General features: G+C 64.7%; 16 protein-coding genes. 7 read left to right on the plus strand and 9 right to left on the minus strand.

Annotation, left to right across the window (positions count from 1 at the left end; genetic code table 11):
• Position 1: 1 nt before the first annotated feature.
• The 8 genes from RR_RS17100 to RR_RS17135 all read right to left on the minus strand — a co-directional run bounded on the left by RR_RS17100 (position 2) and on the right by RR_RS17135 (position 8523).
• A complete protein-coding gene (locus RR_RS17100) occupies positions 2-631 on the minus strand; it encodes a hypothetical protein (protein WP_004960594.1) in 630 nt (209 codons plus the stop codon).
• Positions 632-777: 146 nt separating this feature from the next.
• Positions 778-2196: a dihydrolipoyl dehydrogenase gene (lpdA, locus tag RR_RS17105; RefSeq protein WP_011224529.1), complete on the minus strand. Its 1419-nt coding sequence runs from the start codon at positions 2194-2196 to the stop codon at positions 778-780.
• A gap of 57 nt (positions 2197-2253) precedes the next feature.
• Positions 2254-2544 carry a hypothetical protein gene (locus RR_RS17110; RefSeq protein WP_004960602.1) on the minus strand — a complete coding sequence of 97 codons (291 nt, stop codon included), beginning with the start codon at positions 2542-2544 and terminating at the stop codon, positions 2254-2256.
• Positions 2545-2689: 145 nt separating this feature from the next.
• On the minus strand, positions 2690-4327 hold the full coding sequence (locus tag RR_RS17115; protein WP_011224531.1) for a dihydrolipoamide acetyltransferase family protein: 1638 nt from the start codon (positions 4325-4327) through the stop codon (positions 2690-2692).
• A 3-nt stretch (positions 4328-4330) separates the two neighbouring features.
• Complete coding sequence (locus RR_RS17120) at positions 4331-5329, minus strand: alpha-ketoacid dehydrogenase subunit beta (protein WP_011224532.1); 999 nt, start codon at positions 5327-5329, stop codon at positions 4331-4333.
• Positions 5326-6432, minus strand: coding sequence for a pyruvate dehydrogenase (acetyl-transferring) E1 component subunit alpha (gene pdhA / locus RR_RS17125; RefSeq protein ID WP_011224533.1), 1107 nt, complete (start codon positions 6430-6432; stop codon positions 5326-5328). Before pdhA ends, RR_RS17120 begins: the two co-directional genes overlap by 4 nt.
• A 172-nt stretch (positions 6433-6604) precedes the next feature.
• Positions 6605-7534 (minus strand): lipoyl synthase, encoded by a 930-nt coding sequence (lipA, locus tag RR_RS17130; RefSeq protein ID WP_011224534.1) that lies wholly within the window; start codon positions 7532-7534, stop codon positions 6605-6607.
• A gap of 155 nt (positions 7535-7689) precedes the next feature.
• Positions 7690-8523, minus strand: coding sequence for a class I SAM-dependent methyltransferase (locus tag RR_RS17135; RefSeq protein ID WP_049939074.1), 834 nt, complete (start codon positions 8521-8523; stop codon positions 7690-7692).
• A 188-nt stretch (positions 8524-8711) separates the two neighbouring features.
• Between RR_RS17135 and RR_RS17140 the strand changes: the two genes are divergently transcribed.
• Both RR_RS17140 and RR_RS17145 read left to right on the plus strand, forming a co-directional pair.
• Complete coding sequence (locus RR_RS17140; protein WP_049939190.1) at positions 8712-11081, plus strand: DEAD/DEAH box helicase; 2370 nt, start codon at positions 8712-8714, stop codon at positions 11079-11081.
• A 205-nt stretch (positions 11082-11286) separates the two neighbouring features.
• Positions 11287-11526, plus strand: coding sequence for a hypothetical protein (locus RR_RS17145; protein ID WP_225307815.1), 240 nt, complete (start codon positions 11287-11289; stop codon positions 11524-11526).
• Positions 11527-11708: 182 nt separating this feature from the next.
• On the opposite strand, the gene RR_RS17150 is transcribed toward RR_RS17145, so the two are convergent.
• Positions 11709-12365 (minus strand): HAD family hydrolase, encoded by a 657-nt coding sequence (locus RR_RS17150; protein WP_011224537.1) that lies wholly within the window; start codon positions 12363-12365, stop codon positions 11709-11711.
• Positions 12366-12483: 118 nt separating this feature from the next.
• Here RR_RS17150 and RR_RS17155 point away from each other — a divergent pair, with 118 nt between their 5' ends.
• From RR_RS17155 to pheT, 5 genes are all read left to right on the plus strand, one after another.
• On the plus strand, positions 12484-13206 hold the full coding sequence (locus tag RR_RS17155; protein WP_011224538.1) for an endonuclease NucS domain-containing protein: 723 nt from the start codon (positions 12484-12486) through the stop codon (positions 13204-13206).
• A gap of 87 nt (positions 13207-13293) precedes the next feature.
• On the plus strand, positions 13294-14301 hold the full coding sequence (endA, locus tag RR_RS17160; protein WP_004960627.1) for a tRNA-intron lyase: 1008 nt from the start codon (positions 13294-13296) through the stop codon (positions 14299-14301).
• A 130-nt stretch (positions 14302-14431) separates the two neighbouring features.
• On the plus strand, positions 14432-16081 hold the full coding sequence (locus tag RR_RS17165) for a tryptophan--tRNA ligase (RefSeq protein ID WP_004960632.1): 1650 nt from the start codon (positions 14432-14434) through the stop codon (positions 16079-16081).
• A 275-nt stretch (positions 16082-16356) separates the two neighbouring features.
• Complete coding sequence (locus tag RR_RS17170) at positions 16357-17868, plus strand: phenylalanine--tRNA ligase subunit alpha (RefSeq protein WP_011224539.1); 1512 nt, start codon at positions 16357-16359, stop codon at positions 17866-17868.
• Positions 17868-19622 (plus strand): phenylalanine--tRNA ligase subunit beta, encoded by a 1755-nt coding sequence (gene pheT, locus RR_RS17175; RefSeq protein ID WP_011224540.1) that lies wholly within the window; start codon positions 17868-17870, stop codon positions 19620-19622. The genes RR_RS17170 and pheT overlap by 1 nt, the downstream gene beginning before the upstream one ends.
• Positions 19623-19648 lie beyond the last annotated feature (26 nt).

The raw sequence follows: 19648 nt of genomic DNA on the forward strand, positions 1-19648 counted from the left end.
CTCACTCGCTGCTACGGTGGAACAGCGCAAGGTGAACGAGGAGGTAGCGTGAGGCGTAAAAAACCGTCACGCTGGCGACAAAGGCAAACAGCGAGACGGCCGCAACTGACAGCCCGAACCCGGAGGCGACGAACGGGTTTCGACCCGTGAACGCGATGTATGCGGACACTGCGTCACCGCCGCCCAGACCCACAGCGAACAGGCAAAGCGAGAGGACAATCGCCAGGCCGCCGGTTCCGAGGCCGACGTACCGCGCGAAGTCCTCGGCGTTGAGCGCCGCGTGCGCCTGTCGCTCGGTCAGCGGGGCGAGCCGGACCCGGTAGAGAACTGACCCGACGAGTAATGTCGCACCGAACAACTGGAGGAATCCGCCGAATACCCCGAGCAACAGCACTTTCGGCGAGGCGAGGTCGGGGTTAATCGATGGCAGAAACGCCGCGGTGCTGTCCGGATACAGCCCGTAGACCGGGAGTAACAGTGCCAGCGCGCCAAGCAGGGCGCTCTGGAGCGCGAGCGTCCGCGGGACAGTCTGTCTGAGATACGAGTGGCGTTCATAGCGGAGTCGCTCGTACGTCGACCCCGAAATGATTGCCTGGGCGATAGTGTCGTCGGGCTGTGAATCAGTAGACATATGTTACCGGTTCCTATTTACCGACAGTTTACTCAATCCACAATATAACCCTTTTGCACGGCGCAAAATTATGACTCTCTGATAATAAACGGTATCAGAGTTGTGTTAAAACATAATGGCCCTTCGCGAACCAGCCCAGAACGTTCTCAGCGCGTGTGAACCGCTTCGCCGCGTGCTGCTGCGGCCGCCTCGTGGACCGCTTCGGAGAGTGTCGGGTGCGTGTGGATCGTCCCGGCGATGTCTTCCAGCCGCGCGCCCATCTCGATGCCCAGCCCGAGTTCGGCGATGAGTTCAGACGCCTCCGGACCAACGATCTGTGCCCCGAGCAGGAACTCCTCGTCGGCATCAGCGACGACGCGGACGAACCCTTCCTTCTCGTTGACCGTGAGCGCACGGCCGTTGGCTCGGACCGGCATCTGTCCAATGACCGGCTCGAAGCCCGCCGCCTCGGCCTCCGACTCAGTCATCCCGACGGTCGCGATTTCGGGGTCGGTGAATACCGCGGCGGGAATCGCCTGGTGGTCGAACGCGGCTGGCTCACCGGCGGCGGCTCTCGCGGCAACCTCGCCCTCAGCCATCGCCTTGTGGGCCAGCATCGGTTCTCCGGCCACGTCACCGACTGCAAACACCGACTCAAACGCCGTTCGGCACTGGTCGTCGGTCGGAATGACGCCGTTCTCGTCCGTCTGGAGGTCGATGTTATCCAGCGCGAGTGTATCCGTGACCGGCTCGCGGCCGACCGCGACAAGACATTTCTCGGCGTTGTACTCAGTGACCACCTCGTCTTCGTCAACGGTCTGGACGCGAATGCCCTCGTCTGTCTCCTCCCAGTTGTCGGCCGCCTCGCCGAAGTTGAAATCGATACCCAGCTCCTCGGCGCGGTCCCGAACGACCGTCGCGATGTCGTCTTCGTAGCCGGGCAACACGTCATCAAGCATTTCGACGACGGTGACCTCCGCACCAAGCTTTGCGAACACCGTCGAGAGCTCCATGCCGATATAGCCCGCGCCGACGACGAGCAGCTTCTCCGGGACCGATTCGAGTGCAAGCGCGTCCTTCGATGAGAGGATGTGCTCGCCGTCGAATTCGAAGCCCGGGACCGCCATCGGTCGGCTCCCCGTCGCAACGATGGCGTGTTCGAACGACAGCGATTCGGAGCCCTGTCCCTCACCGCCGTGGGCAACCCGGACCGTCCCGTCGTCGACGAACTCGGCGGTCCCCTCCACCAGATTGACGCCGGCGTTCTTACACAGCGATTCGACGCCCCGTGTCAGCCGTGTGACGACGCCGTCTTTCCACTCGGTCATTCCGGCCATGTCGACGGCCGGGTCCGCGAATACGCCCATCGACTCGGCCTGCCGGGCGTCGTGGGCGACATCCGAGGCCGAGATGAGTGCTTTCGAGGGGATACAGCCGTGGTTCAGACAGGTCCCGCCGTAGGCATCCCGCTCGACAAGCGTCGTGTCTAGTCCCAGTTGCGCACCCCGGATCGCAGCGACGTAGCCGCCCGGACCGCCGCCGATAACAAGCAGTTCCGTTCCCGTAGTGACATCTCCAACGACCATAGCGGTGCCTCGTCCGGGTCCGTGAAAAGCTATCGCCCTTCAGCTCGCTGTCGTCTCTCACCTGCGCCGTCGGTACAGGTAGTACCCGATGACCGGCACTGACACCGCAAACGCCGCGAGCAGTGTCGCCCCCACGGCGTGGGCGATGCCGGCGAGCGCATACAGCGGTGTGGGGGTCCAGTCCCCGTCGGTCTGCCGGAGGTGTCGACTGTCGAGAAAGAGGCCGACCGTGAGAAGCAGGCTGAACAGCACACCCGCCCAACTGGCGAGGACGGTCAGGGCAAACGCGCCGAGGAACGTTCCGAGACTCCCCTCACCGGCCGACCCCGACGAAATGACTAGTTCCATCCCGACTCGGGAGAGGGCAACACAGCCCGGAGCCAGCACAAACAGCGTGGCTAACCCGTACCAGACCCACGTGTCTCTTGTGGAGGGCATCACGAGCCCTGTCGTTCCAGTGACTGGTCTGGTTTTCGGTTGCGAACCCGGGCAGTCACTCCAGCAGGAGTCGCGTCGGGTCCGACAGATACTCCTTGAGCGTGTTGACGAAGCGCGCCGCGTCGGCGCCGTCGATGACACGGTGGTCGATTGCCAGCGAGAGCGGGAGCGTAGGTTTCGCGACGACTTCGCCGTCTTCGGCCACCGGCCGCTCTTTCAGCGCCCCGATACCGAGAATCGCCGTCTCGGGGACGTTGATGATCGGACTGGCGTACTCGCCGCCGATGACGCCGAAGTTCGTGACGGTGAACGTCCCGCCCTGCATCTCTGATCGCTCGATGTCTCGCTCTCTGGCCCGCCCGACGAGGTCGTTGACCTCGCCGGCGAGTTCGACCAGCCCCTTCCCGTCCACGTCGTTAACGACCGGGACGACAAGCCCGTGGTCGGTTGCCGCCGCCACGCCGATGTTGTGGGCATCCCTGTAGACGATTTCCTCGTTTTCGGTGTCAAGCGCCGTGTTGAGCACCGGGTGCTTGTCCAGCGCCGCGGCGACGCATTTCACCACAAACGGTGTGTACGTCAGCGTGACATCGCGCTCCTCGGCGAGTGGCGCGAGTCGCTCACGGGCCTCGACGAGGCCGGACACGACTACCTGATCGTGGTGGGTCGCGTGGGGCACTTCTCGACGCGAGCGCGCCATCTGCTCGCCGATAGACCGGCGGACGCCACGGTACGGTTCGCGGCGCTCGCCGTCGCCTGTCTCGACGGCTGTCGTTTCGGCCCCAGCGCCGCCCGCCTCGGCTGCCGTTCCCGCCGCACCACCTTCGGCGCTGACAGCTTCGGCATCAGCCGCCTGTGCAGCCTGCTGGGCCTCCGCGTACGTCCGGACGGCGGCCTCGTCGACGTAGGGCTGACCGTCCCGCGTCTGGTCGGTCGGGACGGCGTCGATATTCACGTCGAGTTCGCGGGCGGCCTTTCTGGTGGCCGGCGTCGCCAGCGTCTGGTCGCGACTGGCGGCTTCCTGTCCGTCGCCGGAGACGCTTTTGACGGCTGACTTGACAGCGGTCCCGTCGTCTGTGTCGCCCGCGTCGACCTGTGAAACCGCTGCGGTCGGACTGTCCCCGTCGTCGGACGCCTTCGAAACGACCGACGTAGGGCTGTCGTCACTGGCAGTCGCCTCGTCGGCCGATGCTGTGGCCGCCTCGACATCCCCCTCTGTGACACGGCCGCCCGGTCCGCTTCCGTCGACGGCCGCGATGTCGACGCCCTTCTCACGGGCGAGTCGACGGACGCTCGGCGAGGCGAACACGCGGCCATCAGCCGTACTTGTGCTTGCACCCGACTGCTCGTCAGCCGCTGCGGCTTCGCTCGCAGCGCTGTCTGCCTCCTCTGTGTCGGCTCCTGCCGATTCGGCTTCGTCTGTATCGCTGGCCGCCGCGTCGGCCGTTTCGGCGTCGCCCTCTTCGGCAATGGTGATGAGCACCTCGCCGGTCTGCACCATCTCGCCGACCTCGGCGTGCAGTTCCTGCACGACGCCGTCGACCGGCGACGGCACGTCGACGGCGGCCTTGTCGGTTTCCACCTCCGCGAGGACCTGGTCCTCGGTGACGGCGTCGCCCGGCGAGACGCGCCAGGTCAGCACCTCACCCTCTGCGACCCCTTCACCGAGGTCTGGGAGATTGAACTCGAACATGCGTCAGAACTCCACTGCCTCTCTGATACCGTCTTTGATGCGGGCGGGTTCGGGGAGGTAGTAGTCCTCTAACGCGTACAGCGGGTACGGCACGTCGAAGCCAGTCACCCGCGTAACGGGGGCCTCCTGATACAGCAGGACTTCCTCCTGAATGGTGGCGATGATTTCGCCGGCCAGCCCGCCGGTTTTGGGCGCTTCGTGGACAACGGTCGCTCGCCCGGTCTTTTTGAACGACTCGACGATGGTATCGGTGTCCATCGGCGATAGCGTTCGCAGGTCGATCACTTCGGCGTCGATGCCCTCCTCGGCCAGTTCCTCGGCGGCTTCGACCGTCGGCCGGGTCATCGCGCCCCATGTGAACACGGACACGTCAGCCCCTTCGCGGCGGACCTTCGCCTCGCCAAGCTCGACGGTGTAGGGGTCGTCGGGGACCTCCTCGCGGAACGACCGGTAGATGAGCTTCGGTTCGAGGAAGATAACGGGGTCCGGGTCACGGATAGCCGCCGTCAGCAGCCCCTTCGTCTCCTTTGGCGTCGACGGGACGACCACCTTTAGCCCCGCCTCGTGGACGTAAAACGCCTCCTTGGACTCGGAGTGGTGCTCCGGCGCACGGATGCCGCCGCCGTACGGTGCGCGAACGGTGAGCGGGCAATTGTATCGGCCGCGGCTCCTGTTCCGAAGCCGGGCGGCGTGACTGACAATCTGGTCGAACGCGGGGTACATGAACCCGGAGAACTGCATCTCCGGCACCGGCCGGAGCCCGTAGGCGGCCATGCCGATAGCCGTCCCGACGATGCCGGCCTCCGCGAGCGGTGTGTCGATGACCCGGTCGTCACCGAACTCCTCGTGGAGCCCCTGTGTCGCTCGGAAGACACCGCCGTTTTTCCCGACATCTTCACCCATCACGACCACGTCTTCGTCCCGTTCCATCTCGCCGTAGAGCCCGTCACGGACGGCCTGTACGAGCGTCAAACTCTGTGTGTTCGCGTCCTGTGTGCTCATTCCAGTAGCACCTCGTCGCCGTGTCGCGCGCGCAGTTCTTCGAGGTAGTCCAGTTGCTGTTCGAGTCGCTGTGGCATCTCCGCGTACACGTCCGCGAACATCTCCTCCGGTTTCGGTCGCTCCGTCGCCTCAGCCTCGTCGATGGCCGTAGCCACCTCATCCTGAACCGATTCGTCGATGGCGTCGACCCGCTCGTCGTCGAGCAGGCCCCGGTCCCGGAGGAACGCCTCCATCCGCGGAATGGGGTCTTTCTGCTTCCAGCGTTCGACCTCGCTGTCGTCGCGGTACACCGACGGGTCGTCAGCAGTCGTGTGTGCGCCAAAGCGGTACTGAACCGCCTCGATCATCGTCGGGCGGAGTTCACCCGCTGGTGGGTCGTGCGCCTTGTCGACGGCCTCGCGGGTCACCTGATACACCGCCAGCGGGTCCATTCCGTCGACCTGGACGCCGTCGAAGCCGTAGGCGTTGGCCTTCTGGGCGAGCGTCTCGCTGGCCGACTGGCGCTCCCGTGGCACCGAAATCGCCCACTGGTTGTTGTTACAGAAAAACACCGCTGGCACATCGAACACGCCAGCGAAGTTCAGGCCTTCGTGAAAGTCGCCCTCGGAGGTCGCACCGTCACCGAAGTACACGAGGGCAGCGGTGTCATCGCCCTTGAGTTTCGATGCCCACGCGGCCCCGGTCGCGTGCGGAATCTGCGTCGCAATTGGGACCGCAAACGAGAACGCCTGAACGTCTTCCGGCGGCGAATTACCCGACTCCGACCCCATCCAGTACAACAGGTCGTCCGACAGGGGCCATCCCTTGACGTACATTGCGAGATGTTCCCGGTAGCTCGGGAACGCCCAGTCGCCGTCTCGCAGCGCGAAGGCGCTGCCGACCTGCGAGGCTTCCTGTCCCGACATGGGGGGGTACGTTCCCATCCGGCCCTGTCGTTGCAAACTCACCGCCCGCTGGTCGAAGTGCCGGCCGAGTTTGAGATACCGGTACATCTCCACCAGTTCGTCGTCCGAGAGGTCCGGGACGGTTGCGCCGTCGACCACTGTCCCGTCTTCATCGAGAATCTGTACCCTGTCCGTGGGGTCGCGTTGGAGGACACTCATAGAAACCGCCTCCGTCGAAGTGGCATACGACGACTGTTCACTCGCACTACGTTTAGAGCTTTCGCGGCGCTGAAAAATATCTCCGATGTGGGTATTACTGCTAATATGAGTGTTTTAGCGACTCTAAGGCTGTTTTAATTCTACCCAATTTATCAGCGATAACTCCGATGTATCAGTCGTTCGCACGCACTTCCGCCCGCGCCTCGTCGGCACTTCGCCCCTCGCGCAGGACGCTCTCGACAAACAGTTCGCCGGCACGATAGGACGACCGGACCATCGGTCCCGAGGCACAGTACAGGAAGTCGAACTCCGCTTCAGCGACCTGCTGCCAGGTGTCGAAGGCGTCCGGATGAACGTACTCTGAGACCTCCAGATGTGACCGGGAGGGCTGGAGGTACTGGCCGAACGTGACCACGTCGACGCCGGCCTGCCGGAGGTCCGACAGCGTCTGGTACACTTCGTGAGCGTACTCGCCGACGCCCAGCATCAGGCTGGTCTTGCTGTAGCAGTCGCTTTCGCGGTTGACCTGCCGAAGCACTGAGAGGGACTGCTCGTAGCCCGCCCGGCGGTCCCGGACCGGCCACTGGAGCCGGTCGACCGTCTCGATGTTGTGCGCGATGACGTCCGGGTCGGCGTCGATGATTTTCCGTACAAGGTCCGGCTCACCCTGAAAATCGGGGATGAGACACTCGACCAGAATCGACGGGTCACGCTCTTTGATGGCCCGGATCGTCTCGGCGAAGTGGCTCGCGCCCTGGTCGGGCAGGTCGTCGCGGTCGACGCTGGTCAGTACCACGTAGTCCAGCCCGATCTCCGCGACGGCGTCGGCCACCTGCTGTGGCTCGTCGGGGTCCAGCGGGTCCATCCCGCCCGTCTCCACGTCACAGAAGTTACAGCCCCGCGAACAGCGGTCGCCCATCAACATGAACGTCGCCGTTCCCGGTCCGTCGCGCCCGCTCCAGCACTCCCCGAGGTTGGGGCAGTTGGCTTCCTCACAGACCGTATTGAGGTTTCGGTCCCGGAGCGTCTGCTTGATATCGGTGAACCGCTCGCCCGACGGTGGCCGCATCTTCAGCCAGTCAGGCTTGCGCGAACGACTCATTACCGGCAGTTAGGTTGGGTCGGTCAAAAACGTGCGGGGGTCATGTCCTCTGTCACACCCCTTGTTGAAGGCCAGTCGGGCGGTCAGGCGGCTCAGCCGAACCGACCGCCACCTGCGTACTCAGGGATATCAACGCTACTGCCCGCGTGCCCACCTCAGGCACGGCAGACAGCAAGCATATGTGCGGACATATCCACGACAGTTCGGTCCGTCCGGAGTTCGTCTACGAGCGCCTGAACACCGGCCCGCTCGTGTGCCGACAGGTCGGCAGCGGTCTCTCGGAGCGATGGAGCGGCGAGTACTGACGCCAGCCCCTCCAGTCCGACCAGCGTCTCGATGGTCACTCCGCCCGCCTCTAACAGTGCCTCGAACTCATCGGCGCGGAAAAAATGGGTCTCGGTGAACGCCGCGTCGTGACCGAGCTGCGCCACGAACGAACGGTCGTAGTCGCCCGTTTCGGCGAGTTCGTCCGCATTGGCGAGGTGCTCCGACCTGCCGACCAGCGAGAGCACCAGCCAGTTGAGCCGCCCCATGACGGAGGCGAACACCGGACTCCCGGCTTTCGTCACCCGGTGCAGCTCCCGCACGGCGGCTGCCCGTTCGTCAGCGTCGAGTATATGCGAAAGCGGCCCACCCAGACACAGCGTCGCGTCGAATACGTCCCGGTCAAACCCGAGGTCGCGCACGTCGCCCGCCTCGACGGCCACCCGCTCTTCGTACCCGTGCTCGGCGATTTTCTCCTGTGCGATAGCTCGCTGGCCCTTGCTGGGGTCGACAAGCGTGACATCGTATCCCTGTTCGGCCAGCCAGACGGCGTACCGGCCAGCACCGCCGCCCACGTCGAGAACGTGTCCCGTGTCGGGGAGGTTCGCTTCGAGCTGTGCAACGGTCCCCGACCACTCCAACTGCCCGTGTAGCGTGGCTGTCAGGCGGTCCCACTCGCTCTCGTCGTTCTCGTCGTAATAGTCCTCGGGGTCACTGATAGGCACACCTGCGCACTATCAGCCAGCTGAGTTAATTTTTTGCCAGGTGTGCTGGACACTCACACCGATGAACTGCACAGCGAAGCCAGAGAATGCATCCGCTTTTCACATACGTTCGCTCCCCCATAGAAACGCCTTTGCCGTCGCGGAACCGCGACTGTGACGTGTCATCCAGAACCGACAGCGAGCCGACTGTGGCGGTCGCGGAGGTGCTCCCCGAGTTTGCCGACGCCTTCCCGTTCGAGGAGTTCAACCGGATGCAGTCGGCGGCCCTGCCGGCCCTGCTGAACCGCGACGACAACGTCGTCGTCAGCGCGCCGACGGCCAGCGGGAAGACCGCGCTGGCGGAACTGGCCATCTGCAAGACGCTCGCCGAGGACGGGACCGCGCTCTTTCTCGCACCGCTGCGCGCGCTCACCAACGAGAAGGAAAGCGAATGGGAGCGGTTCGAGGAGATGGGCTACTCCGTCTACGTCGTCACCGGTGAACGGGACCTGAACCCCCGCCGCGCCGAGCGGGCCGATATCCTCGTGATGACGCCGGAGAAGGCCGACTCGGCCACCCGGAAACACGAGACCAGCCGCTATTCGTTCATCACTGACGTGGACTGCTGTGTCATCGACGAGGTCCACCTGCTGGACTCGGACCGCCGGGGGGCGGTGCTCGAAGTCACCGTCTCGCGGCTCCGCCGGCTCTGTGACCCGCGCGTCGTGGCGTTGTCGGCGACGATGCCGAACATCGACGACGTGGCCGACTGGCTTGATGCTCCCGACGAGACGACCTTTGCTTTCGGCGAGAAGTACCGACCGGTCCCACTCAACGCCGACGTGAAGACCTACTCCCACGGCGAGAACGCCTTTGCCGACAAGTACCGTCGGCTGTACCGGGCACTTGACCTCGCCGAGCCACACATCCGGGAGGAGGGCCAGGCGCTCGTGTTCGTCTCCTCCCGTCAGGACACGGTCCAGGCCGCGAAGAAGGCCCGTGACGAAATTGTCGAGCGAGATATTCCGATGGGCGCACGCGGGGACTACGACTTTCACAACGACGCCGCCGACCTCTCGAACGATACGCTTCGCCAGTCCGTGCTCGACGGCGTAGGCTTTCACCACGCCGGCCTCGCGCGCGAGGACAAAAATAGGGTTGAGCAGTGGTTCAAAGAGGGCAAGATTCAGCTTCTCTTCTCGACCTCGACGCTGGCATGGGGCGTGAACCTCCCCGCCCGCTGTGTCGTCATCCGCGATACCAAGCTCCACGACCCGCTCGAAGGCGAGGTCGATATGAGCCCGCTTGATGTGCTCCAGATGCTCGGTCGCGCGGGCCGGCCGGGCTATGACGACATGGGCTACGCCTGGGTCGTCTGTGACCGCTCGGACGCTGACAAGTACCGCCGCCTCCTCCGGGATGGCAAGGAAATCGAGTCCCGATTGGCGGCTGAACTCGACGCCCACCTGAACGCCGAAATCGCGCTGGGCACCATCGACGACGTGGACGACGTGATGGACTGGCTCGCCACGACATTTTACTACGCCCGCTCGCAGTCGGCCCCTGACAAGTACGATGCCGGCAGCGACCTCCGAAACCGGGTCAGCGACACCCTCTCGGCGCTCGTCGACGAGGGCTTTGTCGAGCAAGAGGGCCTCAACGTTGAGCCAACACGGCTCGGCCAGCTCGCCTCGAAGTTCTACCTCCGGCTCTCGACCGCACGCCGGTTCGCGGACGTCGCCGAACGCTGTCAAGACGCCGCCGACCCGGACTCCGCTGTCTCCGTGGATGCTGACGACCTGCTGACCGCGGTGGCCGGCGCAACCGAGTTCGACAGTGTCAGCGCCCGTTCCGACGAAGAGGACGCTGTCCACGCAGTTCTCGGGGACAGTGTCGACGACAGCCTCGACGCCGGCCAGCGAAAGGTGCTGGCCATCCTCCGCTCGGGTATGACCGGGACGACGCCGACAGAACTCAAAAGCGACGCGTGGGTCATCCGCCAAAACGCCCTGCGCCTGCTCGCGGCGATGCGGGAGTTCGTCGACACGCTCGGCCCGGCCCGCTACGCAAACCTCGCGTGTCGGGTCGAGGCCCGCGTCGAACACGGCATCAGCGCCGACGCTGTTGGGCTGACGGCCATCGATGGTGTTGCCAGCGGCCGCGCGGGCAAGCTCGCCGCGGCGGGGCTCACGTCCCCCGCTGACGTGGTCGAAGCCGGCGAAGACGGCCTCGTCCGTGCCGGGCTCTCAGATGGTGTTGCCGAGCAAGTGCTTGCCAACGCGCGGGACCTCCCCGTCGTTTCCATCGACTGGGGCGATTTTCCCGAGACAATCGCGCCCGGCGACAACGATATGCGGGAGGTAACGGTCGAAAACACCGGCGGCAGCGCCCGCGCGGGCCTTCGGGTCACGGTTAACGGGCGTGAGATGACCGCCAAACCGTCGTATCTCGGCCAGGCCACGCTTCCGGTTGCTGTCTTCGGCGCGGATGCCGACGAACTTACCTTCACCGTCGAGGTCGCGTTCCCCGCGCTGCCGCTCCCGACAATTACCGAAACCCGGTCAGTGCTTGTCCGATAACCGCCGTTTCGGCTGTTGGGCTGAAACGCGCTCAGAACGCTCGATAAAATTTATAAACACTTTTCGAAGCGTTATATGCTTCTGTGAAAAATCGCTGAAAGGTGCTGAAATCCGGTTAATATTCCGAAAAGAGCACGAATTCTCCCCAAGGGTCTGGCGTTTATATGGGGGTATGGGTTCTTACGAAGAACTGAGGAAGCCCACAATGTCCAGTGCATCGCCCTTCCGTTCCCCGATGGAAGCCGCCCCCAGTAGCGTCGCCCTCCGATCACTCACTCGTCCCCTGCAATTCATCGCGTTCTGGCTGGCTATCGTCACGCCGCTGGCATACCCGCCGCTGCTGCTGGGCGGACTGGACAGTCAGAGCTTCCTCATCTTCGTGGGTGTCGTTGCCCTCAACGTCTTCGGCCTCCTCGCGGGCCGCGGATACGGTGACCCCGCCTGACCTGGCCGGGTCTTCCTCCCCCTCCACGTGGCAGTTCCGGTACACAGTTTTGTGGTTCTTGAATCGCTGCACACCGTCCTAACACCAGCCCGGTCTTTGGTTCAGTTCTGCATCCGAGAGCCATTACCAACCATTTCTGAGTCCGTCCTCTCTCCACCGTCGCACAGACCTATACCGGGTTGTTACACACCGCCTAACAGTACCTGTCGCAGCGATGCAGCGTCGTCCGCGGTCTCGTGCACCATCGAGAGGTCCGTCTCGTCGCCATCGCCGCGGAACCCGACAGTCGTCATCCCGGCGGCGACGGCGGCCCGTGCGCCCGCGGTAGAGTCTTCGACGGCCCAGCAGTCCTCCGGTGCGACGCCCAGCTCCGCCGCACCACGTTCGTAGATGTCCGGCTCCGGTTTGCCGGGGCCGTCGATGTCGCCGGCGCTGATAGCGACGTCGAACTTCGAGAGAAGGTCGAAGCGCTCGTCGGCCACGTCGATCCAGGCCCACGGTGCAGAGGTCGTCAGCGCCAGCGCCACGCCGGCGTCCCGCAGGTCGTTGAGCAGGTCGTGTGCCCCATCAAGAAAGGTCGCCTCGTCACCGTAAATCCGCTCGCCGTGCTCCTCGAACAGTCCCTCGAACACCTCACGACTGATTTCGAGGTCGTACTCGGCGTTCAGGTCCGGATACACCTCTCGGTAATTTCGACCGGTAATCGCGGACAGCGGGATGTCGTCGTTCGGCGCGGCCGTCGGAAGGATATCCTCGCGCTGGGCACGGACCCAGTGATCCTCGGACTGGACGAGCACGCCGTCCATATCGAAACAGACCGCAGCAGGCGGGACACTCATTGCCTCCCTGTCGCTTGGCGACGGCTTTGGCTGTTGCGACTCCGGCAGCGACGACCGCGCTACGAAGCTCCGTCCACCGACTGAGGGTTTAAATACTGGTATATGGGCAGGTCCGTCTATGCACGACGGAACCCGTGTGATAGCTGGCGAGTGTACGACTGTCTTCGAGGGACCGCGCGAGCGAGAGCAGCGCGGCGATGTCCTCGTCGTCGTTAAACCGGACAACACTGTTCTCGTTCACGACGCTGAGGGGTATCAGCCCGTTGCGTGGCTCACGCGCGCCGAAAGCGTCACCATCGACAGCGGAACGGTGACCGCCCGTGACGGTGACGAACTCCTCCGGGTTGTCACTCACGACGAACACGGCAGTGCCCGCTATCCGGCCTCGAACGCCGGCGTTCCGGTACGTGACTGCCCAGACTGCGCCGGGACCTTGGTTCGCGCTCGAAGCGAAGTCACCTGTACCGGCTGTGACGCCGCCTACGGGATTCCGAGCGATGCCGCGGTCACCGGCGGCCGTTGCGGAGACTGCGGACTCCCCACGCTTCGGGTGGAACGCGGGCGGGCGTTCGAACTGTGTCTCGACCGCGGCTGTGACTCACTGGACGACGCTGTCACTGCGGCCTTTGACCGCGAGTGGGACTGTCCCAACTGCGACGGTGACCTGTTGGTCCTCCGCCGCGGCGGCCTGCTCGCCGGCTGTGAGCACTACCCCGACTGTGACACTGGCTTCTCGATGCCGTCCGGCGTCGTCGTCGGTAACTGTGACTGTGGCCTGCCGCTGTTCGAAACCGCTGGCGGCACGCGCTGTTTGGACAGTTCTTGCGAAAAACAGGGGTGAGAGCTGGGTCTCCACACCCGCCCCATCCGGTTTCGCTGACGGCTCGGACCCGTAGGGGCTTTGTCGCCGCGGGAGCCACGTCAGGGCATGGAACTGACGCTTGAGGGCGATGTCGTGCGGGCCGGCTACGAGGCGCGCGAGCGCTTCTACGACTCGCGCGGATACGGCAAGGTTCGTAACGGCGACATCGACCTGGCTCCGGTGGAGGCCGCACACCTCCTCTACCGCGGGGATATCGAGAGCATCGACGGCATGGATTTCCGGGGGTTCCTCGGGTCGGCGGCCGTCTCTGAGGTCGATTTCGCTGTCTACAAAGACCTGCGGGACCGCGGCTTCTATCTCACGCCGGCCCGCGAGGGATGGGTCGACGACGCTGCGGGCGCGGATTTCGTCGTCTATCCGCGCGGGAAGGGGCCGTGGGACAACGAGGTCGCCTACCGCGTCAGGATAATTGGCGAACGCGATACGGCTGTGGCCACTGATCTGGGCGGCTGCGTGCTGGCGGTCGTCGACGAGGAGAGCGAAGTGACGTACCTCGATACCGACCGACGCGAGGTCTCCGGGACCAGCGACGCCGCCGTCCCAGCGACGGCGGGTGAACTGCTTGGAGAGCGGGTGGTGTGCTGGGAACCGCCGGCGGAACTGTACGAACAGGCGTTCTACGGGCAGCAACTGGGTGACGACGGCGCGGTTCAGCTCTCGCTCGTAGAGGCTGCGTACCTCACACAGGAAGGGATGCTTACAGTCGAGGGCGGAGCTGACGCTGTCGTCGAGCGAGGCCGCGAGGTCGAGGGCGACCGCTTCGACCGCCGGCTGGCCGTCTATACGGCGCTGCGAGCGAGCGGCGTTGCGCCAAAGACCGGCTTCAAATTCGGCGCGGACTTCCGGACCTACGCCGACGTCGAAAGTGCCGAGAACCTTGGGCACTCAGAGCTACTGGTGCGAGTACTGCCGGCTGACCACCGCTTCGAACCGCGGGACCTCGCGCTGGACGTGCGGCTGGCCCACGGCGTCCGGAAGACGATGGTGTTTGCGCTCACGACAGACGGCGGCGACGAGATTGAATGGGTGGCCGTCGAGCGGCTAACGCCCTGAATCGGTCGAACATTGCAGCGCTAGACTCCCGCTCGTTTACTGGCTCGGACAGCGCACCGAAACGAACCCTTTTTGCGCCGACCGGAACCAAAGCACCTGTAACGTGGCTCACCGCGAGCCGACCACATCCATGACAACGGACGACTCCCACCACGACGACGCATCGCCCGACGAGGACCGCCGCCAGTCGGGCGGAACGTGGCGGGAGCCTGACGCCCGCTCCGGCGGCGAACCAGTGCTACCGGACGGCGGTACTGAGGCTGAAGGGGCCGACGAGGCGACGCTCGACCCGTGGGGCTCTTCGACTATTGCCGACTACCGTAAGCTGTTCGAGCAGTTCGGCATCGAGGAGTTCGACGAGGTGCTTCCCGAAGTTCCCAACCCCCACTACCTGATGCGGCGCGGCGTCATCTTCGGCCACCGGGACTACCGACCGGTCGCCGACGCAATGCGCAACGACGACCCCTTCGCCGCGCTGTCGGGGTTCATGCCGACCGGCGACCCCCACATCGGCCACAAGCTCGTCTTCGACGAGATCATCTGGCATCAACAGCAGGGCGGGGACGCGTACGCACTCATCGCGGACCTCGAAGCCCACAGCGCCCGCGGGCTGTCGTGGGACGAAATCGACGAGCACGCGACGAACTACCTGCTGTCCCTGCTCGCGCTGGGATTCGACCCCGACGAGGGGACGCTGTACCGTCAGTCCGACAACCGCGAGGTACAGGACTTGGCGTTCGAACTCGGCGCAGAGGCAAACTTCTCGGAGTTGCAGGCCATCTACGACTTCGATGGCGAGACCGACATCTCCCACATGCAGTCGGTCGTCACGCAGATGGCCGATATCCTCTATCCGCAACTGGACGAGCCCAAGCCGACGGTCATCCCCGTCGGCCCGGACCAGGACCCGCACATGCGGCTGGCCCGAGACCTCGCCGCGCGGATGCGGTACTTCGGCGTGACGGAGGCGTTCGCCAGTTTCGAAGCCGACGGGGTTGAGCGGACACTGCTCCGCCAGGCCTACGACGCCCGCGAGGAGTACGCCGAGGACGCCGACCGACCACGGTGTGGCGAGGCTGCCGACTGGCTGCGCGACCATCAGCCAGCGCCCGCCGACGCCCGCGAGTCCATCGTCGCGAAACTCGACGAGGCCGGAAAGGAACCGCTCCGACCGCGGATTCGGTTCCTCGACCGCAACGCCACCGACGCGGCCTTCGAGGCCCTCATCGAAGCCATCGACGGGGAGAAACGGGTGTACGACGAGCACATCGACACCTTCGATCTGGACCACGCCGAGGCTGAGGAGCTGGCTCGCCAGGTCGAACTCGACAACGGCGGCTACGGCTTCCAGCCGCCGTCCTCGATCTACCACCGGTTCATGACCGGCCTCACCGGCGGCAAGATGTCCTCGTCGATTCCAGCCTCCCACATCTCGCTGCTGGACGACCCGGAGGACGGCTACGACAAGGTAAAATCGGCGACTACCGGCGGTCGCTCCACGGCCGAGGAACAGCGGGAGAAAGGCGGCAAAGCCGACGAGTGCCCGGTGTATGAACTGTACGCGTATCTGCTCTCGGGCGACGACGACGAGTTCGCCAAAGAGGTCTACGACGAGTGCGTCGGCGGCGAACGCCTCTGTGGCGGCTGCAAAGAACAGGCCGCCGAGCTGATGGAGCAGTTCCTCGAAGAGCATCAGGAGAAACGCGCTGAGTGGGAAGACAGGCTCGAGGAACTCGACATCGACCTCGACTCCGACCGCGCGCCGACGAGCGCGGACTGAGAACCGGGCCGCCACACATGTTTCGTGTCGAGACGAGCACACGCATAACGTTTATATCCGCCAGTCACAACCGCTCAGACATGGTATCCGAATCCCACTGCGCCGGCGTCGCTTGCCAGCTGTCCGCTCGTTCGGGGTTCGGCTTCTTTTTTGCTGCCTGACCGCGTGTGGACTCTGACGGCGTCGAGAGGCGTGGTCGGACGAAACCGCGAGCAGGAAGTGAGAACCGTTAACTGAGCGACCCGCGGTTATCCCCACAAGACCGAGACACCCGTATGAAACGACCACAGGCACAGGTGGCCGTCCTGCAGGCCGCCGACGCACAGGAAGACAGGCGTATCGACGACGTGGCTGCGGAGGCTGACCTCAAGCCGGAAGCGGCCACCAGAGCGGCGTTCGAACTCGAAGCCGACGGACTGCTTGCCGTCTCCGAGGAGACGCTGGAACACTACGAACTCACCGAGGAAGGCGACCAGTACGTCCGCGAGAGTCTGCCCGAACAGGACCTTTACGAGGCAGCTATCGACGCCGGCGCAGCTGATGGTCCGGTCCAGATGGGGCAGGTCATCGGCGCGTCCGGCCTCGAAGGCGGCGCGGTCGACATCGCGCTCTCGAACTACGCCCGCAAGGCTTACGGTGAGATCGACAGCGGCGAAATCACGGCCAACCAAGATGCCGACCCCGGGTCCGACCCCGAGATGCTGGCACTGGAGGCCGTCGCAGACGGGCGTGTCGAGGACGCCGATGCGGACGCGCTCGAGCAGTTGGAACGGCGTGGGCTCCTCGACGTGCGTGAGGAAACCGTCCGCTCGGTCCAGCTCACCGACGACGGTGTCACCGCGCTGATGGAGGGCGTCGAAGCCGCCGAGACCGTCGACCAGCTCACCCCCGAGATGCTCACCAGCGGCGAGTGGGAGGATGTTGCCTTTACCGAGTACAACGTCGAGGCCGACGCCGAGGACGTGAGCCACGGCAAGGAGCACATCCTCCGCCAGACGGCCAACCGCGTGAAGGACACGCTCGTCGGCATGGGGTTTTCCGAGATGGAAGGCCCCCACGCCGACGCCCAGTTCTGGATCAACGATTGCCTGTTCATGCCACAGGACCACCCGGCCCGGACCCACTGGGACCAGTTCGCCCTAGAGGAGCCCGAGGAGATCGGTCACCTCCCACCGGACCTCGTCGAACGGGTCCGCTCGGCCCACAAGGAGGGTGTCGGCCCCGACGGCGAGGGGTACCACTCGCCGTGGACCGAGGACATCGCCCGCGGGATGGACCTGCGCGGCCACACCACCTCGCTCTCGATGCGGTACCTCTCGGGCCATCAGGTCGGCGAACTTGACCCGCCCGAACGCTACTTCAGCGTCGAGAAGGTGTACCGCAACGACACGCTCGACCCGACCCACCTGCTCGAGTTCTTCCAGATTGAAGGCTGGGTGATGGCCGAGGACCTCTCCGTGCGGGACCTGATGGGGACGTTTACGGAGTTCTACGAGCAGTTCGGCATCACCGACCTGGAGTTCAAGCCCCACTACAACCCCTACACGGAGCCGAGCTTCGAACTGTTCGGCACCCACCCCGAGACCGGCGAGGTCGTTGAGGTTGGCAACTCCGGTATCTTCCGCGACGAGGTACTCACGCCGCTGGGCGTCGACTGCGACGTGATGGCGTGGGGCCTCTCGCTCGAACGACTACTCATGCTCATGTACGGCTTCGAGGACATCCGCGACGTGCACGGGACGCTGTGTGACCTTGAACTACTGCGGGAGACGGAGGTGATTCGCTGATGCCGGTCGTCGACGTCGACCCCGACGAACTGCGGTATCTGACCGGCCACAGCGAGAAAGACGACGACGAACTCAAATCGGACCTGTTCAACCTCGGCCTCGAATTCGAGGGCTGGACCGAGGACGACGAGTTCCAACTGGAGTTCGCGCCGGACCGACTGGACCGCCTCTCCGTCGAGGGGGTCGCCCGGTCGCTGCGGTATCACTACGGCGACGACCGCGGGGTGGAGATTCCCAACACGAACAGCGCTGACTGGACAATTGAGGTCGAGGACCAGCCCGACGAGCGCCCGTATGTCACCGGTGCTATCGTCCGCGGTCTGGATATGGACGAGGCCGCGCTGGAGTCACTTATCCAGCTGCAGGAGAAGCTCCACGCGACGATGGGGCGCAAGCGGGCGAAAGGCGCGATCGGGGTCCACGACCTCACCATGCTGAAAGGCGACTCGGTCACGGACGAGACGGGGAAGTCTATCACCTACACCAGCGCCGACCCGGACGAGGCGACGTTCGTTCCGCTGGACGCCGACGCAGAGATGACCCCCAGCGAGGTCATGGCGTCTCACGAAACCGGCCAGACCTACGGTGACCTCGTGGCCGACTTCGACCGCGTCCCGGCAATCTACGACGCAATCGGCCTGTTCTCGTTCCCGCCGGTCATCAACGGCCGCCGGACCGAGGTCAGCGTCGACTCCCGGGACCTGTTCATCGAGATGACCGGGACCAACCAGTGGACCATCGACCACATGTGCAACATCGTCTGCTACGCGCTCGCCGCCCGCGGCGGCCAGGTCGAAAAGGTCGACGTGTCCTACGCTGATGACGCGCCCGGGGAGTACGCCGGCAAGACGCTGGAACGACCGGACTTCTCGGTCCGGACGAAGACGGTCACGCACGACCGTATCGAGTCCATCCTCGGCGTCTCACTGGACAGCCGCGAGGTCGTCGACTACGCCGAGCGCGCCGGCCTCGATGCGACCGAGACTGAATCTGACGACGGTGTGGCATACGACGTTGAGGTCCCGCCGTACCGCGTCGATGTCATCCACCCGCTGGACATCATTGACGACATCGGCCGGGCGCTCGGATTCAACAGCCTCGAACCGACGTACCCCGACGTGTCGACGGTCGGCGGTCGGCATGAACGGTCTCGGCTTGAGGACGCCGCCCGCGACGCGCTCGTCGGCCTGGGCTTCGAGGACCTGCTGAACTTCCACATGACAAACGAGGTCGAGAACTTCGAGCGGATGAACCTCTCAACGCCGGAGGCCGAAGACGGAAACGACGCAGACACTGTCGGTCTGGCTGACCCGGTCACCATTCAGGAGCCATACAGCGAGGACTACACCATCCTTCGGACGTGGGCGCTTCCCTCTATCATGATGGTGTTGGAGAACAACACCCACCGGAGCTACCCGCAGGACCTCGCCGAAATCGGGCTGGCCGCCGGTCTCGACGACTCGGAGAACACCGGCGTCGCCGAACACCGCACTGTTGCCGCCGCGCTCGCGCGCACAGACGCCTCATACGAGGACGCGAAGGCCCGACTGCAGGCGCTCGCCGACGCCTTCGACAAGGACCTCGAAACGCCACCAACCACGCATCCGTCGTTCATCGGCGGCCGCGCCGCCGAAGTGGTTCTCGACGGGGAGTCGGTCGGCGTCATCGGCGAGATTCATCCGAAAGTGCTTGTCGAACACGATCTGGAGCTGCCGGTCGCAGCATTCGAGTTCCGGCTGGACGCGCTGGCGTAAGTCCGGCTGAGCCGGCGCAGCGCTCC

Origin of the sequence: Haloarcula marismortui ATCC 43049, assembly GCF_000011085.1 — an archaeon.
Lineage (GTDB): Archaea > Halobacteriota > Halobacteria > Halobacteriales > Haloarculaceae > Haloarcula > Haloarcula marismortui.

Excerpts from the sequence above, each read along its gene's own strand:
- RR_RS17100 (WP_004960594.1), bottom strand. The coding sequence starts at position 631 with ATGTCTACTGATTCACAGCCCGACGACACTATCGCCCAGGCAATCATT.
- lpdA (WP_011224529.1), bottom strand. The coding sequence starts at position 2,196 with ATGGTCGTTGGAGATGTCACTACGGGAACGGAACTGCTTGTTATCGGC.
- RR_RS17110 (WP_004960602.1), bottom strand. The coding sequence starts at position 2,544 with ATGGAACTAGTCATTTCGTCGGGGTCGGCCGGTGAGGGGAGTCTCGGA.
- RR_RS17115 (WP_011224531.1), bottom strand. The coding sequence starts at position 4,327 with ATGTTCGAGTTCAATCTCCCAGACCTCGGTGAAGGGGTCGCAGAGGGT.
- RR_RS17120 (WP_011224532.1), bottom strand. The coding sequence starts at position 5,329 with ATGAGCACACAGGACGCGAACACACAGAGTTTGACGCTCGTACAGGCC.
- pdhA (WP_011224533.1), bottom strand. The coding sequence starts at position 6,432 with ATGAGTGTCCTCCAACGCGACCCCACGGACAGGGTACAGATTCTCGAT.
- lipA (WP_011224534.1), bottom strand. The coding sequence starts at position 7,534 with ATGAGTCGTTCGCGCAAGCCTGACTGGCTGAAGATGCGGCCACCGTCG.
- RR_RS17145 (WP_225307815.1), top strand. The coding sequence starts at position 11,287 with ATGTCCAGTGCATCGCCCTTCCGTTCCCCGATGGAAGCCGCCCCCAGT.
- RR_RS17150 (WP_011224537.1), bottom strand. The coding sequence starts at position 12,365 with ATGAGTGTCCCGCCTGCTGCGGTCTGTTTCGATATGGACGGCGTGCTC.
- RR_RS17155 (WP_011224538.1), top strand. The coding sequence starts at position 12,484 with ATGCACGACGGAACCCGTGTGATAGCTGGCGAGTGTACGACTGTCTTC.
- endA (WP_004960627.1), top strand. The coding sequence starts at position 13,294 with ATGGAACTGACGCTTGAGGGCGATGTCGTGCGGGCCGGCTACGAGGCG.
- RR_RS17165 (WP_004960632.1), top strand. The coding sequence starts at position 14,432 with ATGACAACGGACGACTCCCACCACGACGACGCATCGCCCGACGAGGAC.
- RR_RS17170 (WP_011224539.1), top strand. The coding sequence starts at position 16,357 with ATGAAACGACCACAGGCACAGGTGGCCGTCCTGCAGGCCGCCGACGCA.
- pheT (WP_011224540.1), top strand. The coding sequence starts at position 17,868 with ATGCCGGTCGTCGACGTCGACCCCGACGAACTGCGGTATCTGACCGGC.